We start from the raw sequence: 14,174 nt of genomic DNA on the forward strand, positions 1-14,174 counted from the left end.
GCAAAGGTGTCCGGGACCGCCGTCCCGGCCCGCGAATCCGCCCCCCCGGTACGGGATGTTGCCCGTTCGGTCCGCCGCCTGCTCCCATGGACGGCGGGGGTGAGGGAGCGATGGCGACGACCGGACTGCGCGTCACACCGGTGGTGAGGTACGGCCGTTCGCGTCTTTACGTCAGTCTTCCGAGCGGACGGAACGCGGCCTGGTACGACCGCGACACCCATCGCGTCAGCCTCGTTCTCGCCGGGCTCCGTGACGAGGTCGTCGCCGCCCTCGCACCGTACGTCACCGGGGGCTTCACCATCGGCCCGCCGCCGGTTCCCACTCCCGGCGAAATTGCCCGCCTCTGCCTCCCTCCCGACGACGACCTGGCGCCCAACCGGCCCGGCGAGGCCCTGTATCCCCCGCTGGACGGCGTGTCCGCCCGGCGGCACCTGTGGCCGGGTCCCCGTCATGCCGAACTCGCCGCACGGCAGCGGTTCGGTGCCGGGCTCGAGCGGCTGGAAGACTCCGGATGGCGGGTTCTCCACTCCGTGCCGCTGCCCGGCGCCGACCCCATCGACCACCTGGCGATCGGCCCGGCCGGTGTGTTCGCGGTGCGTACGCTCGCCGCCCGCGGCCGCCGGGTCCGGGTCGCCGACCCGATGGTGGCGACCGGCCGCGCCGAGCCCCGCCCCGAGCTCGGCCCGGCCCGTCGGGCTGCAGCGTGGGCCTCACGCGCCCTGGCCGTCGGCGTCCGGCCGGTGCTCGCCGTGGTCGGGGCGGCGCGGCTCGACGCACCGCGAGCGGCCGGAGAGGTGCTGATCGTCGAGGACAAGGAGGTGGCGGCGTTCACCCGGCCGCGCGCCGTCCTGAAACCGGCGGACGTCGAGGCGCTCCACTGGCTCGCGCGCGACCGCAGGACCTGGCTGCGCGTCTGAACTCAGCGCAGGCCGTCCCCCCATCCGCCCTGAAGCATCGTCTGGAACATCCACTTCCCGTCCTGTCTGATCAGGATGTCCGCGTACCGCAGGCGCTGCTCGGTGGTGCCCATGGTCATGACCGAATCGGTGAACACCACCACCATCGCCGGGGTCAGGAAGACCGGCGTACGCGTCGACGTGAACGTGAGGTCCTGCGAGCCGTCCCCCATCACCTGGGTCATGGTGGCGACGAACCGCTCGCGGTCCCATTGCGCGGACGCGCCGTTGCCCGCGGAGTCGTCGCTCACGAGGTTGAGCGGGAAGACCGCCATGTCGGCCATCCTCTCGACATCGCGGCGGGCGCTGGCCGCGTCGTACTCGGCGAACCACTGCTCGATGCTCTCGAGCTCGCCGGGGGTCGGGGTGTAGCCGGTGTCGGGCAGCTGGGGCACAGTTCTCCTCGTCAAACTTGACTACTGGACGTCGACAGTAATACCCCGATCTCTTCTAGTCAAACTTGATTACTCAGATCGTCCCGGATCCGGAGGACCGTGACCACGGTGTGCCGTGTCGTCCCCCTCTCCACCTCCGCCGTGAGCCCGGGCGTCACCCCGCCGTACGGCACCTCGCCCACGCCGATCGCCATCGCCGGGCCGTCGGGGGCGGCGGTGCCGCGGCCCGCGAGGACCGTCGCCGCGTGTGTCCGCAGTGCGGGCGGCAAGGGGCTGGACACCACGGGCGTGTCGTCGTCCGGCAGCACGAGCACCAGCGCGGCGGGCCGGTCCGCCGGACCGGTGAAGCCGACCACTGCCGCGTCCCGGACATCCGTGTGCCGCAGCTTGCGCCAGTCTCGTGCGCCCGCCCGGTAGCGCCCCGTGAGCCGTTTGATCACCAGGCCCTCGATCCCGCTCTCGGTGAGGGTCTCGTACCAGGTGGCCGCGAGTTCCGGGTCCGTCGTCATCGGCACCGGCTGGAGCGGCGGCCCCAGCGGACCGAGCAGCCCGACCAGCCGCTCCCGGCGGCGTTCGTACGGAGCGGGGCGCAGGTCCTCGCCGTCCTCCGCGAGCAGATCGAAGGCGGCGTACGAGGCGGGCAGCCTGCGCGCAAGGATCCGGGCGCGCGCCGCCGTCGCGGCGGCCCTCCGCTGCACCGCCGCGAAGTCGATCCGGCCGCCGGTCCAGATCACGACCTCCCCGTCGAGGACCGTGCCGTCCGGCAGGGCGCGCGCCGCGTCCGCCAGGTCGGGGAAGGCCGCCGTCACGATCCGCCCCGATCGGGCCTGCAGCACGGCGCCGCCGTCCAGGGCGAAGAGCAGGATGCGGTGGCCGTCGAACTTCGGTTCGTAGGCGAGCCCCCGCCCGCGCGGAAGCGCAGCCACGGACTCGGCGAGCGCCACCTTCAGCGGCGGTCGCAGCGGAGTCGTCCTCTGTGCACTCACGGCAGGCTGCCCGCGCGCTCGGGGTCGAGGAGAGGTCCGAGGAGGTCGCCGTACCGCTCGAGCCGCTCCGCGATGTCGCCCAGCCGGAACACCAGTGCCTCCGGGGAGCCGCACGCTTCGACCTCCTCCCACGTCACGGGCGTGGACACGGTCGGCTCGGGGCGGGCGCGCAGGGTGTACGGGGTCGCGGTGGTCTTGGCCGCTGCGTTCTGGCTGTGGTCGACGAACACCTTCCCGGGGCGCAGTGCCCGGGTCATCCGGTGCACCACGAGGCCGGCGAGCTCGGCCTCGGCCTCGACGGCGAGGGACTTCGCATGGGCCGAGACCTGTGCCGACGGTGTCGGCTCCAGCGGCACCAGCAGATGCAGCCCCTTGGCTCCGGATGTCTTGGCGTGGGCCTCCAGGCCGTCGGCGGCAAGCCGTTCGCGCAGCCACAGGGCCACCTCGCAGCACTCCACGACGGTGGCCGGCGGCCCGGGATCGAGATCGAGGACCATCCGGTCGGCCCTGGCCGGTTCGTCCGCCTGCCACTGCGGAGTGTGGAATTCCACCACCAGGTTCGCCGCCCACATCAGGGACGGCAGGTCCTCCACCACGACCTGCTCGCCGGTCTCGCGTGAGGAGCGCGGCACCTCGGCGACCCGGACCCATGAAGGGGTGCCGGGGGGAGGGTTCTTGGTGAAGAACAGCTGGCCGTCCGGGCCGTCGGGGTAACGGAGGAACGACACCGGCCGCCCGCGGAGATGGTCGAGGAGGGGGGTGGCGGTGATGGCGTAGTAGTGCAGCACCTCGCCCTTGGTGGTCCCGGTCGCCGGGTAGAGGACCTTCTCCAGGTTGCTGAGCGTCAGGCGCCGCCCCTCCACCTCTGTGATGGGCGTCATACGATGAGAATCCCATGAATCCCCTCAATATCGGATGAAAGGGATGACACGTGCGATCCATCTGGAACGGCGCGATCTCCTTCGGGCTGGTCAGCATCCCGATCAAGCTGGTGAACGCCACCGAGAGCCGGTCGGTCTCCTTCCGTCAGATCCATACGGCGGACGGCGGGCGCATCCGCTACCGCAAGGTCTGCGAGCTGGACGACGAGGAGGTTCCGACGGCGGACATCGGCAAGGCGTACGAGGACGCGGACGGGACGATGATCCCGATCACGGACGAGGACCTCGCCACCTTGCCCCTGCCGACCGCGAAGACGATCGAGATCGTGGCGTTCGTGCCCGCCTCGGAGATCGATCCGCTGCAGATGGATGCGGCGTACTACCTCTCGGCGAACGGCGTGCCCGCGGCCAAGCCGTACACCCTCCTGCGTGAGGCGCTCAAGCGCAGCAAGAAGGTGGCGGTCGCGAAGTTCGCGCTGCGGGGGAGGGAACGGCTGGGCATGCTGCGCGTCGTCGACGATGTGATCGCCATGCACGGCCTGCTCTGGCCGGACGAGATCCGGCGGCCAGAGGGTGTTGCCCCGGAGACCGACGTCAAGATCCGCGACGCCGAACTCGATCTGGCGGACGCGCTGATGGACACGCTCGGCGAGGTGGACCTCGACTCCCTGCACGACGACTACCGGGCGGCTGTCGAGGAAATGATCGCCGCGAAGGCGGAGGGCGTCGAGCTGGAACCGGAGCGCGCCCCCGCCGCGGGCGGCGGCAAGGTGATCGACCTCATGGCCGCCCTGGAGAGCAGTGTGAAGGCGGCGAAGGAGGCCCGCGCGGGTGAGGGGGAAGGGGCCGCAGAGGCTGCGGGCGGCGCGACGGAGGCGGCGGAGGTACGCGAACTCAAGCCCCGCAAGCGGGCGGCGAAGGCTCCGGCGAAGACCGCGGCCAAGGCCGCGCCCAAGGAGACGGGCGCGAAGAAGTCCACCTCGACGACGAAGAAGTCGGCGGCCGCGACCTCGACGAAATCGACGGCCTCGAAGTCGGCGGCCTCGAAGTCGGCGGCGTCCAAGTCGTCCTCGGCGAAGTCCGGGACCAAGAAGGCCGCCGCCAAGAAGACGACCCCGGGCAAGCGCGCCTCGGCCTGAGCCGCTGCCCGGCTCCGGCTCCGGCTCCGGGCGGCCGGGTCGCCGTGGGCCTGCCGGGCTGCCGGGTTTCTGCGCAAGCGGCGCCACCGGCCCGCAGGCATCTGCAGTGAGCCTCCGGGCGTGGGGTCGGGCGAGTGCGGTCCAGGTCCGGCAGCTTCCGGTCCGGGGGAAGGTTCCGGTCCGCACGGGGTTGGGCCGGTGCGGGGCCGGGGTCCGGCAGTACCGGCGGTGGTGTGCCGCCCGGCCGCCCCTGCCGCCCTGCTGTCCGGCCGCCTCGCTGTCCGGCCGCCCCTGTTGTCCGGCGCCGCCTGCCGCCCCTCCCTGCTCGTGCGGCCCGGCGGTCGGCTGCCCGTGGTGCACATCCTGTCCGGGCTCCGGCGGGCCGGGGTGGTCTCCGCGTGCGGTCCGCGCGGCGTGGCTCACGCGGGCGGTGCGCCCGTGGCCCGGTGGCGTGACCCGGTGCCTGCGGCACATCCGTGTCTTTCGGTCCGGCCGGTGCGTGGCGTCGTGCGGGTGCGGTGCTCCCGTTTCCCGGTGTGCGGGCGGTGCCCCACTCCCTCAGTCCCGGCGCAGCAGCGTGTCCAGCACCGAGGTCAGGTAGGCGGACCGCTCCTCGCCCTTCGGGAGCGTTTCGGGTACCGCGTGGGTGAGCTGCGTGTGGCCCAGATAGCTGGTGTAGGCGAGAAGTCCCCGGCGACGCGCCTGTGCCGGAGGGAAGCCGAGCTCCTCGAAGAGCGCGGACACGTACGACACCCGTCTGTCGGTCACCCGACGCAGGACCGCAGCGACGTGCGGGTGGTCCGCGGTGGACAGCAGGGACACCTCCAGGGGGTCATCAGCCGCCGCGGCGGTCGCCTCCGCGAAGAGCAGACGCAGCCGCTTCTCGGGATCGGGCTCGCGCTCCACCGCCGTGATGATCTCGTCCGTGCACATCACTTCCCAGCGCGCGAGAGCCGCCTCGATCAGCGCCTCGCGATTGGCGAAGTGCCAGTAGAAGCTGCCCTTCGTGGTCCCGAGTCGAGCCGCCAGCGGCTCCACCGCCACAGCGGCGAGGCCACGTTCGCCGATCGCAGTCAGTGCCGCGTCGGCCCAGTCCTGTGCGGTGAGTCGAGCCATGCCGAAAACCATACGGTATCGTATGGAGAAACATACGTTGGCGTATGGAGGTGCGTGTTGCGCACGGTACGGAACGTCCACGAGCGAATCGTCGAGGCCCCCGCCGACACCGTCGGTGCCCTGATGGACCGGCTTTCGGCCGACGACGACCCGCTCTTCCCCACGCCCGCCTGGCCGGCGATGCGCTTCGACCGGCCCCTCGCCGTGGGCGCCGACGGCGGCCACGGCTTCGTCCGGTACAAGGTCGCCGCCTTTGAGCCCGGACGCAGCGTCCGCTTCGACTTCGGCCCGCCCGGAAACGGCTTTCACCGCGTGGACATCGAGCCGCTGGGTCCCTCGCGCTGCCGGGTCGTCCATGTCCTCGAGCAGCAGCAGGGCCTCAAGGAGGCGCTCGCCTGGTCGCTCGCCGTCCGGCCCATGCACGACGTCGTCGTCGAAGAGCTCTTCGACAACGTCGAGCGCGCGGCCACCGGCTCCCTGGGCCGTCCCGTGCGCTGGTCCCCCTGGGTCCGTCTGATGCACCGGCTGCTCTGGGACCGGCCGAAGGCGGTCGCCGTGCCCGAAGGGGCCCGGCTCGCCCGTGCCGCATTCGACCACGCCGACTTCCACGACGCCTGGCAGCTGCCGCTGGGGCCCGGGATGGACCGCGACCCGCGCGCCTGGCGCGGCGTACTGCCCTTCGCCGTCAAGGCGGCAGAGGGTGACGAGCTGCTGCTCGGCGAGGACGCGTCCCATCTCGACTTCCGCGCCTCGCTCCTGGTGGGCGAGCGGGACGTGACCCTCACGACGGTCGTGCGGACCCACAACCGTCGGGGAAGGCTCTACTTCGCCCTGGTGCGGCATGTGCACCCGTTCATGGCCCGGCGGATGCTGCGGCGCACGCACCGCGCACTGGCCCTCGCCGCGCCGTCGGCCGCCGAGCGCTGGGGCGGTGCGCCCTGCGCGCAGCCTCCGGGCCGTGCCGCGCCCCCGCCTCCCGGTGCGGGGACTAGTATGTGACGCTCCATCAGCTCTTGGGGGCGTCATCAACGTCGTCGACATCAACCGCACCCTCGGCCCGCTGCCCCACGACGCCGTGCCCAGCCGGGACGAAAAGGGCCTGATCCGGGAGTTGGACCGGCTGCGGATCGACGCGGCCTGTGTCGTCCACTCCCACGCGGTGCACGGTGACCCGCGCGACGGCAACGGCCGACTGGACCTCATCGGTGACCGGCGGCTGCATCCCGTGCCCGTACTCGTCCCGGGGCCTCTCGGCACCGGGGAGTGGGGCGGTGCCGGTGCCGCCCCACTCGTACGGCTCTGTCCCGACCTTCACGGCTGGAGCGCCACCGGTCCGCACGCCCTCGGCCTGCTTGCCGAAGCCGCCCTGGCGGGCACCACCGTGCTGCTCGCCTGGGCCGCGGTCACCGCCGCCGAGGTGCACTCGCTCGCCGCCGCCACTCCCTCGCTGCGGATCGTGCTCACCGGCACCGGCTATCGCAGCCTGCGCGATCTCGCCGATCTGCTCGACGTCCACCCACAGCTGTATGTCGACACATCGACACTTGTGGGTCACCGTCAGGTGGAGTGGGTCGCCGACCGGTACGGGGCCCACCGCGTCCTCTTCGGTACCGGGGCCCCCGTCACGGACGACGCCGGTCCGCGCCATCTGCTGGACACCCTCGATCTGCCCGACGCCGACGCGGCGCTCGTCGCCGGAGGCAATGCGCTGCGGCTGCTGGGAGGTGAGGCATGAACGGGCCGAGGATTCCGGGAGCCGCTGGAGCCATGGGAGACCCGGCGCTGCCGGCGGTTTCCGGAGCCCGGGCGGCTGTGGCCGGTGTGATCGACGCGCATGGGCATCTCGGCCGCTGGCATGCCTTCGCCATCCCCGACGGCTCCGCCGCGAGCCTGGTCGCCATGATGGACCTCTGCGGGGTGAGGGCGTCCTGTGTCTCGCATCTGCTGGCGGTCGGCCCCGACGCCCGCGTCGGGAACGCCCTCCTCCTGGAGGCGCTCGAAGCGCACCCCGGCCGGCTCCTCGGCTACGCCGTCTTCAACCCGCATGACCCTCAGGCGGCCCCTCGCCTGCGCGATCTCCTCGACGTGCCCGGTGTCATCGGCGTCAAGCTCCATCCCGATGTGCACGAGGTGGGCCTCGACCAGCCCGCCTACACGGCGGCCTTCGAGGTGGCCGCCGAGCGCGGCTGTCCCGTCCTCGCGCACAGCCAGCACCGCAGCGCCTGGAACGATGCCCGCCACTTCGTCGCGGTCGCACCCCGCCATCCCACGGTCCCCCTGCTCATGGGCCACTCGGGGCTGGCGCCGCACGGATACGGTCCGGCCATCGAGGCCGCCACCCGCTGCCCGAACCTCGTCCTGGAGACCTGCAGCTCCCGTATGACGGCACGCCACCTCTGCCGATTCGTCGCCGAGGTCGGAGCGGACCGGATCGTGTTCGGCTCCGATGCCGTCTTCCTCGATCTGCGGATCGGGCTCGGCAGGATCCTGCTCGCCGATCTCACCGAAGAGGACCGGGAGTTGATCCTGCGCGGCACGATGGACCGGCTGCTGAACGGGCCGGCCCCGGTCGCGCGGAACGGGGCGGGCTGAGCCCGGCGCAGCCGGCTCCCGCACCTACCCCATCGCCCGGCGTACCGACTCCACGAATGCCCGCTCGAACGCCCCGCGGGTGTCCTCGTCGACCAGATCGAGCGAGAGATACGGATTCAGATCCTCCAGCTCGACCAGCAGCAGCCGCCCGTCCTCGTCGCGGCAGGCGTCCACCCGTTGGATGCCGTACTCGAGCGCGTTCCAGTCCACGAACGCCCGGGCGAACTCGAGATCCGCCGCGCTCGCCTCGTACCGTTCCAGCTCCCAGCGGCGGTCCGGCCGTGGCGCGTACAGGGCGTACTGGAACGCGCGGTCGATGAAATAGAACGACACCTCGTACTGGAACCGTATCCGCGGCTGGACGAGGACCCGGTCGAACTCCACCCCGTCCAGCCGGTCCCGGGGCACGAATTCCAGGCCGGCCGAATCCGCCCCCAACAGGGGCTTGACCACGTATTCGCCGCTCTCGGGCAGCCGTGCGAGATCCGCCGTCCGGTCGGCGGTCGGTATCACGGGGTACCCGGCGGAGAACAACTCGGGCAAATATCCCTTACCGGCCATGTCCCCCTTGCCTGTCAGCGGGTTGTAGACCCTGACCCCGTCGGCGCGCGCCCGGGTGCGGAAGGCGTCGTAGGCCTGCTGGTAGTGCATCACCGGGCCGCTGTTGCGCACCACGACCAGATCGAACGCGTCCATGAGCGACTCCGCGTCCCGCGGATGGCACTGCGCGAGGGGAATCGCCTCGCGCAGCCGTGACGTCAGACGGATGTCCTCGTCGCAGTATCGCCGCCCGCGCGCCTGATAGGCCGGATCCGTCACATAGAGCACCCGTTGCCGGACGTCCGTCGTGCCCATATCTCTTCCTTCCGGTCTTCCCGCCCGAGATGTCAGACACGAGCGGTAGAACTGTAGACCGAGAGCACAGGAAAGACCGGAAGCCGTACAGCTGTACCCAAGGAGAGCCTGAATGCCCGCCGCCCCCGCAAGCAGCAACCGGCCCACCGCAGCAGCCGACAGCCATCAAGTGATCCAGATCCGTGGCGCCCGTGAGAACAATCTGGCCGATGTCTCGCTCGATCTCCCGAAGCGCCGGCTCACGGTCTTCACCGGAGTCTCGGGGTCCGGAAAGTCCTCCCTCGTCTTCGGCACCATCGCCGCCGAGTCCCAGCGCCTCATCAACGAGACCTACACCGCCTTCATCCAGTCCTTCATGCCCAGCCTCGGCCGGCCCGACGTGGACGGACTGCACAATCTCAGCGCCGCGATCGTGGTGGACCAGGAGCGGATGGGGGCCAACTCCCGCTCCACGGTCGGCACCGCCACCGATGCGTACACCATGCTCCGGATCATCTTCAGCCGTCTCGGCAGCCCGCACATCGGGACGTCCACCGCCTTCAGCTTCAACAGCCCCGAGGGCATGTGCCCCCGATGCGAAGGGCTCGGCGAGGTGTCGGACATCGATGTCGATCAGCTGGTGGACCGCGGGCTTTCGCTGAACGAAGGGGCGATCACCGTCCCGAACTTCGCCGTGGACTCCTGGCAGTGGCAGGTCATGGCCAACTCGGGTTTCTACGACCCCGACAAGAAGCTGGAGGACTTCACCGAGCAGGAGTGGGCGGACCTGCTCCACAAGGAGTCCTGCAAGGTGAGGATCGGGTCCAACAACTTCACCTACGAAGGACTCATCACCAAGATCCAGCGCAGCTGGCTCGCCAAGGACCGGGAAGCACTGCAGTCCCACATCCGTGCCTTCGTGGACCGTGCCGCGGTCTTCGCCGACTGTCCCGACTGCGGCGGTACGCGGCTGAGCCCTGCCGCCCTCTCCTCCAAGGTCGGCGGGCTGAACATCGCCCAGTGCTCGTCCATGCAGATCAGCGATCTCGCCGACTTCGTACGGAAACTGGACGATCCCTCCGTCGCACCGCTCCTCGCAAATCTGGGCCATCTGCTCGAATCGCTCGTGGAGATCGGACTCGGCTACCTCAGCCTGGACCGTCCGGCATCCACCCTCTCCGGCGGTGAGGCCCAGCGGGTGAAGATGGTGCGCCACCTCGGTTCCAGCCTCACCGATGTCACCTATGTCTTCGACGAGCCGACCGTCGGGCTCCATCCGCACGACATCCAGCGGATGAACGACCTGCTGCTGCGGCTGCGCGACAAGGGCAACACGGTCCTCGTGGTCGAGCACAAGCCCGAGGTGATCGCGATCGCCGACCATGTCGTCGACCTGGGGCCCGGCGCCGGCGCCGGCGGCGGGCACATCTGCTACAGCGGCGACGTCGCCGGTCTGCGGGCCTCCGGCACCCTCACCGGACGCCATCTGGAGCACCGGGCGAGGCTTCGCGCGACCATACGCGAGCCGCGGGGGCACCTCTCCATCGAGGGCGCCGATCTGCACAATCTGCGGGACGTCGGCGTCGACATCCCCATCGGTGTGCTGACGGTGGTCACGGGCGTCGCCGGTTCCGGCAAGAGCTCACTGATCCACGGCTATCTCTCCGGCCGGGACGGGGTGGTGGTCGCCGACCAGTCACCGATCCGCGGTTCCCGCCGCTCCAACCCGGCCACCTACACCGGACTGCTCGGTCCCGTCCGTACCGCCTTCGCCAAGGCCAACAACGTCAAGGCCGCCCTGTTCAGCGCGAATTCGGAGGGCGCCTGCCCGAACTGCAACGGCCTCGGCCTCGTCTACACCGACCTCGCGATGATGGCCGGCGTGGCCTCGGTCTGCGAGCAGTGCGAGGGCAGGCGCTTCACCCCCGAGGTGCTCACCTATCTCCTCCGCGGCAAGAACATCAGCGAAGTGCTGGGCATGTCGATCGCGGAGGCGTACGACTTCTTCCCCTCCGGCCAGGCCCACACCATCCTCGGCAGGCTGAGCGACGTCGGCCTCGGCTATCTCAGGCTGGGTCAGCCGCTGAACACTCTGTCCGGCGGTGAGCGCCAGCGGCTGAAGCTCGCCATCCACATGGCCGAGAAGTCCTCGACGTACGTCCTCGACGAGCCGACCACCGGACTCCATATGGCGGACGTGGACAAGCTCCTCGCCCTCCTCGACCGTCTCGTCGACGACGGCAACACCGTCATCGTCATCGAACACCACCAGGCCGTCATGGCCCACGCCGACTGGCTGATCGACCTCGGCCCGGGCGGCGGCCACGACGGCGGCCGCGTGGTCTTCACGGGGACGCCCGCGGACCTGGTGGCGAAGGGCGACACATTGACGGCCCGGCATCTGCGCGAGTACGTCGGGTCCTGACTCCCGGGCGGTCCGCGACGGCGGGACCGGGTTTCAGCGCCGCCGAGTGAGCCGACCGGCACTGAACGGCACTGAACGGCACCATGAGGCTTCCGGACGATCGGTCCGGAAGCCTCATGGCCTTCCGGCTGAGGGCCGTGTGCGCGACCGGCAAGGCCCTCTCCCGGTACGGGGGCGGAGGGCCCGCCCGCGATGGTCGGGACTGGTCCGGCTCACGCGGTTCGCCGTGCGGAGGAGGGGCGCGGACGTGGGTACGACATGTCCACCCGGTGCTTCCCCGCCGCCGGCACGGGCACGGTGCTTCCCCGCCGCCGGCCGGCCGGGGGCGCGGACGAACGTCCCGGCGGCGGGATGCGCTGAACCGGCTCCCGTTCGCTCGCCCCGCCGGTCCGACTGCACGGCACAGCGGTACTGGCGACGGCTTCCCCGCTCAGGCGCGGCGATCCCGGCTGCGGCCACCACCGCGGTCACCCGTCCCCAGACGCGGCCGTCGCCCCGGTGACCGGGCCGGCGGCGCAGGGCAGGCCGGCCAGGTCTCGGCGGTCGGCTCCGCAGCGGTTGCGTCGGGACTCCCGGCGGTGAGCACGTCCTCACCGTAGAGAGCCTGCAGCCAGTTGGTCTGGTAGATGGTGTCGAGGTAGCGCTCGCCGAGGTCGGGGGCGATGGCCACGGAGGTGAGGTCGTGCGCGTCGTGCTTCCCCAGCCAGTCCATTGCGCCGCTGACCACTGTGCCGGTCGAGCCGCCGAACAGATACCCGCGTCTGGCCAGACGATGACAGGCACGGATGGTGTCCGCCTCCTCGACGAGGATCACTTCGTCCACATAGGACTCGTCGAGCAACGGCGGGCGCATGCTCATGCCGAGACCGGGAATCATCCGGCGCCCCGGAGCCCCACCGAAGATCACCGATCCGACACTGTCCAGGGCGACGATCCGCACGGGGCGGTGCCACTCCCGGAAATAGCGCGCGCAGCCCATCAGGGTGCCGGTGGTACCCGCCCCGACGAACAGCACGTCGAGCTTCGGGAACTTCCGGGCGATCGCCGGAGCCGTCCTGCGGTAGTGCGCCTTCCAGTTGTCCGGATTGGTGTACTGGCTGAGCCATACGTACCGGCTGTCGGAGGCACAGAGCGCGCGGACGTAGTCGATCCGTGCGCCCAGGAAACCGCCGTTGGCCTCCTGCCCGGCGATGATGTGCACCTGGCTGCCCAGAGCCTCCATCAGCAGCCTGGTCGACAGATTGCAGCGGGAGTCGGTGACGCACAGAAACCGGTAACCCTTGCTCGCAGCGATCATGCTCAGCGCCACACCGAGGTTTCCGGACGAGGACTCGACCAGGACCGAGTCGGGCTTGAGGACTCCGCTCCGTTCGGCGCTCTCCACCATCTCGGTGGCGGCCTTCAGCTTTATCGAGCCAGCGAAGTTGAAGCCCTCACACTTCAGGAAGAGCGAATGCCCGAAGATCGACCGCAGGTCGACATAGAGCTCCTCTTCGTTGAACTCATAGGGGGCGGATATGACTGGCACGATGGCCTCCTCATCGGCAGCAGAGCGCCCGGGGGGACCCTGCAATCAGTGGCCGTGGTGTCGTGCGCCTGTCTGCGGCGACGTGACCCGTGGTCCTTCTCGTGGGATCAGTCCTGCATCGGCCTCCTCGGCTCTGTGCCGTCCGGCCGTCCCGGTGGTCGTTCCGGTGTCCGTCCATGGCGGTTCATCTCGTGGAAGAAGTCGTCGATGACGCGCAGTTGCCCGCTGCGGGCGATCTCGTCGTAGACGAACTTGCCGACGGCGAGGTCGAGCACGCCGAGGCCGAAGGGGGAGAACACCACCGTGCGGTCCGCAGGGACACCGATGTTCCCGGCCATGACGTCGGTCAGGGTCCCGGTGAGGAAGTCGCGGTTGCCGGTGAGCTGTTCGGCCAGGTGGGGCGAGGTGTCTGCCTTCAGGCAATGGTCGACGTCGTCGACGATGTTGGCCGAGGCGAGGAGCACCTCGGGGGCCAGATCGCGCAGCGACACATGCAGGACCAGGGGGTGGTGGTCGAACCAGTCGGGGGCCGTGATGTGGGGGGTGCCTGCGACGGTGGCGAAAATGATCAGGTCGCTGAAGCGGATGAGTTCCTCGGCGCCCTCGTGGACGCTGATCCGGCCGGCGGTGCCGGTCTGCTCCAGATAGCAGCGGAAGCCGGCCGCGCTCTGGGGGGACAGGTCGTGGATGCCCGTGTCGTCGAACGACCAGCCGGTGGCGAGGAGATAGCTGTGGATGTAGCGGGCGATCAGGCCGGTGCCGAAGAACCCGACCCTCAGGGGCCGTGGCCGCCCCTGGCTGAGCCGTTCGGCCGCCAGTGCGGCCGATGCGGCGGTGCGGGTGGCGCTGATGATGGAGCTTTCCAGACAGGCGAACGGGTAGCCGGTGTCATGGTCGTTGAGGATCAGCACCGCCGAGGCCCGGGGGATCCCGGCCTCCACGTTCTTGGGGAAGCTGGAGATCCACTTGAGGCCGTCGACGCATACCTGTCCGCCGATGGAGGCGGGCAGGGCGATGATCCGGGACGCGGGACGGTCCGGGAAGCGCAGGAAGTACGAGGGCGGATTGACCGAATCGCCCGCGGCGTGCAGTTGGTAGGTCGCCTCGATGAGTGCGGTGATCTCCTTCTCGCGGCCTTCGAGAGCACGGGAGACCTCGGCTCCGGAGACCACCGCGAACGGCGGCACGGTGGGCGGCCGGGGCAGGGCGGCGGCGTCGGGGTGCGGAGTGGTCATCGCAGGTTCACCTTGCCGGTCGGTGTGCAGTCGGCGAGGCGGACCGGGTCGGCCATGGCGACCAGGACCTCGCGTGGTCCTTCGTAG

General features: G+C 70.5%; 13 protein-coding genes. 6 read left to right on the forward strand and 7 right to left on the reverse strand.

From position 1 onward, the window contains the following. Positions 1-110 precede the first annotated feature (110 nt). Positions 111-917 (forward strand): nuclease-related domain-containing protein, encoded by an 807-nt coding sequence (locus AC068D_RS22365; RefSeq protein WP_478824781.1) that lies wholly within the window; start codon positions 111-113, stop codon positions 915-917. Between the two features lie 2 nt (positions 918-919). Here AC068D_RS22365 and AC068D_RS22370 read toward each other — a convergent pair whose 3' ends face one another. Genes AC068D_RS22370 through ligD form a run of 3 tightly spaced genes read right to left on the reverse strand, consistent with a single transcriptional unit; the run spans position 920 to position 3,218 of the window. Next, positions 920-1,351 carry a nuclear transport factor 2 family protein gene (locus tag AC068D_RS22370; protein WP_478824782.1) on the reverse strand — a complete coding sequence of 144 codons (432 nt, stop codon included), beginning with the start codon at positions 1,349-1,351 and terminating at the stop codon, positions 920-922. 59 nt (positions 1,352-1,410) lie between these two features. After that, entirely contained in the window at positions 1,411-2,301 is an 891-nt protein-coding gene (locus AC068D_RS22375; RefSeq protein WP_478824810.1) for an ATP-dependent DNA ligase, read from the reverse strand. Between the two features lie 32 nt (positions 2,302-2,333). Then, the gene (gene ligD / locus AC068D_RS22380; RefSeq protein ID WP_478824783.1) at positions 2,334-3,218 is read right to left on the reverse strand and encodes a non-homologous end-joining DNA ligase; all 885 of its coding nucleotides are present in this window, start codon (positions 3,216-3,218) and stop codon (positions 2,334-2,336) included. Positions 3,219-3,268: 50 nt separating this feature from the next. Between ligD and ku the strand changes: the two genes are divergently transcribed. Continuing rightward, complete coding sequence (ku, locus tag AC068D_RS22385) at positions 3,269-4,357, forward strand: non-homologous end joining protein Ku (protein WP_478824784.1); 1,089 nt, start codon at positions 3,269-3,271, stop codon at positions 4,355-4,357. A gap of 558 nt (positions 4,358-4,915) precedes the next feature. On the opposite strand, the gene AC068D_RS22390 is transcribed toward ku, so the two are convergent. Further along, the gene (locus AC068D_RS22390) at positions 4,916-5,473 is read right to left on the reverse strand and encodes a TetR/AcrR family transcriptional regulator (RefSeq protein ID WP_478824785.1); all 558 of its coding nucleotides are present in this window, start codon (positions 5,471-5,473) and stop codon (positions 4,916-4,918) included. Between the two features lie 57 nt (positions 5,474-5,530). Between AC068D_RS22390 and AC068D_RS22395 the strand changes: the two genes are divergently transcribed. Genes AC068D_RS22395 through AC068D_RS22405 form a run of 3 tightly spaced genes read left to right on the forward strand, consistent with a single transcriptional unit; the run spans position 5,531 to position 8,065 of the window. Then, entirely contained in the window at positions 5,531-6,472 is a 942-nt protein-coding gene (locus AC068D_RS22395) for a DUF2867 domain-containing protein (RefSeq protein WP_478824786.1), read from the forward strand. Continuing rightward, a complete protein-coding gene (locus tag AC068D_RS22400) occupies positions 6,453-7,208 on the forward strand; it encodes an amidohydrolase family protein (RefSeq protein ID WP_478824787.1) in 756 nt (251 codons plus the stop codon). Before AC068D_RS22395 ends, AC068D_RS22400 begins: the two co-directional genes overlap by 20 nt. Beyond that, positions 7,205-8,065, forward strand: coding sequence for an amidohydrolase family protein (locus AC068D_RS22405; protein WP_478824788.1), 861 nt, complete (start codon positions 7,205-7,207; stop codon positions 8,063-8,065). Before AC068D_RS22400 ends, AC068D_RS22405 begins: the two co-directional genes overlap by 4 nt. 24 nt (positions 8,066-8,089) lie before the next feature. Here the strand turns inward: AC068D_RS22405 and AC068D_RS22410 are convergent, their stop codons facing one another. Beyond that, on the reverse strand, positions 8,090-8,920 hold the full coding sequence (locus AC068D_RS22410) for an ATP-grasp domain-containing protein (protein ID WP_478824789.1): 831 nt from the start codon (positions 8,918-8,920) through the stop codon (positions 8,090-8,092). Positions 8,921-9,032: 112 nt separating this feature from the next. On the opposite strand from AC068D_RS22410, the gene AC068D_RS22415 reads away from it, so the two are divergent. Continuing rightward, entirely contained in the window at positions 9,033-11,324 is a 2,292-nt protein-coding gene (locus AC068D_RS22415; RefSeq protein WP_478824790.1) for an ATP-binding cassette domain-containing protein, read from the forward strand. A gap of 430 nt (positions 11,325-11,754) precedes the next feature. Here AC068D_RS22415 and sbnA read toward each other — a convergent pair whose 3' ends face one another. Both sbnA and sbnB read right to left on the reverse strand, forming a co-directional pair. After that, positions 11,755-12,852 (reverse strand): 2,3-diaminopropionate biosynthesis protein SbnA, encoded by a 1,098-nt coding sequence (gene sbnA / locus AC068D_RS22420; RefSeq protein ID WP_478824791.1) that lies wholly within the window; start codon positions 12,850-12,852, stop codon positions 11,755-11,757. Between the two features lie 107 nt (positions 12,853-12,959). Further along, positions 12,960-14,087 carry a 2,3-diaminopropionate biosynthesis protein SbnB gene (gene sbnB / locus AC068D_RS22425; RefSeq protein WP_478824792.1) on the reverse strand — a complete coding sequence of 376 codons (1,128 nt, stop codon included), beginning with the start codon at positions 14,085-14,087 and terminating at the stop codon, positions 12,960-12,962. Positions 14,088-14,174: the final 87 nt, after the last annotated feature.

It is taken from the genome of Streptomyces sp. NPDC043861 (assembly GCF_056435905.1).

What these genes read in the sequence shown, in the direction of transcription:
- AC068D_RS22365 (WP_478824781.1), top strand. Translation starts at nt 111, where the DNA reads ATGGCGACGACCGGACTGCGCGTCACACCGGTGGTGAGGTACGGCCGT.
- ligD (WP_478824783.1), bottom strand. Translation starts at nt 3,218, where the DNA reads ATGACGCCCATCACAGAGGTGGAGGGGCGGCGCCTGACGCTCAGCAAC.
- AC068D_RS22390 (WP_478824785.1), bottom strand. Translation starts at nt 5,473, where the DNA reads ATGGCTCGACTCACCGCACAGGACTGGGCCGACGCGGCACTGACTGCG.
- AC068D_RS22405 (WP_478824788.1), top strand. Translation starts at nt 7,205, where the DNA reads ATGAACGGGCCGAGGATTCCGGGAGCCGCTGGAGCCATGGGAGACCCG.
- AC068D_RS22410 (WP_478824789.1), bottom strand. Translation starts at nt 8,920, where the DNA reads ATGGGCACGACGGACGTCCGGCAACGGGTGCTCTATGTGACGGATCCG.
- AC068D_RS22415 (WP_478824790.1), top strand. Translation starts at nt 9,033, where the DNA reads ATGCCCGCCGCCCCCGCAAGCAGCAACCGGCCCACCGCAGCAGCCGAC.
- sbnB (WP_478824792.1), bottom strand. Translation starts at nt 14,087, where the DNA reads ATGACCACTCCGCACCCCGACGCCGCCGCCCTGCCCCGGCCGCCCACC.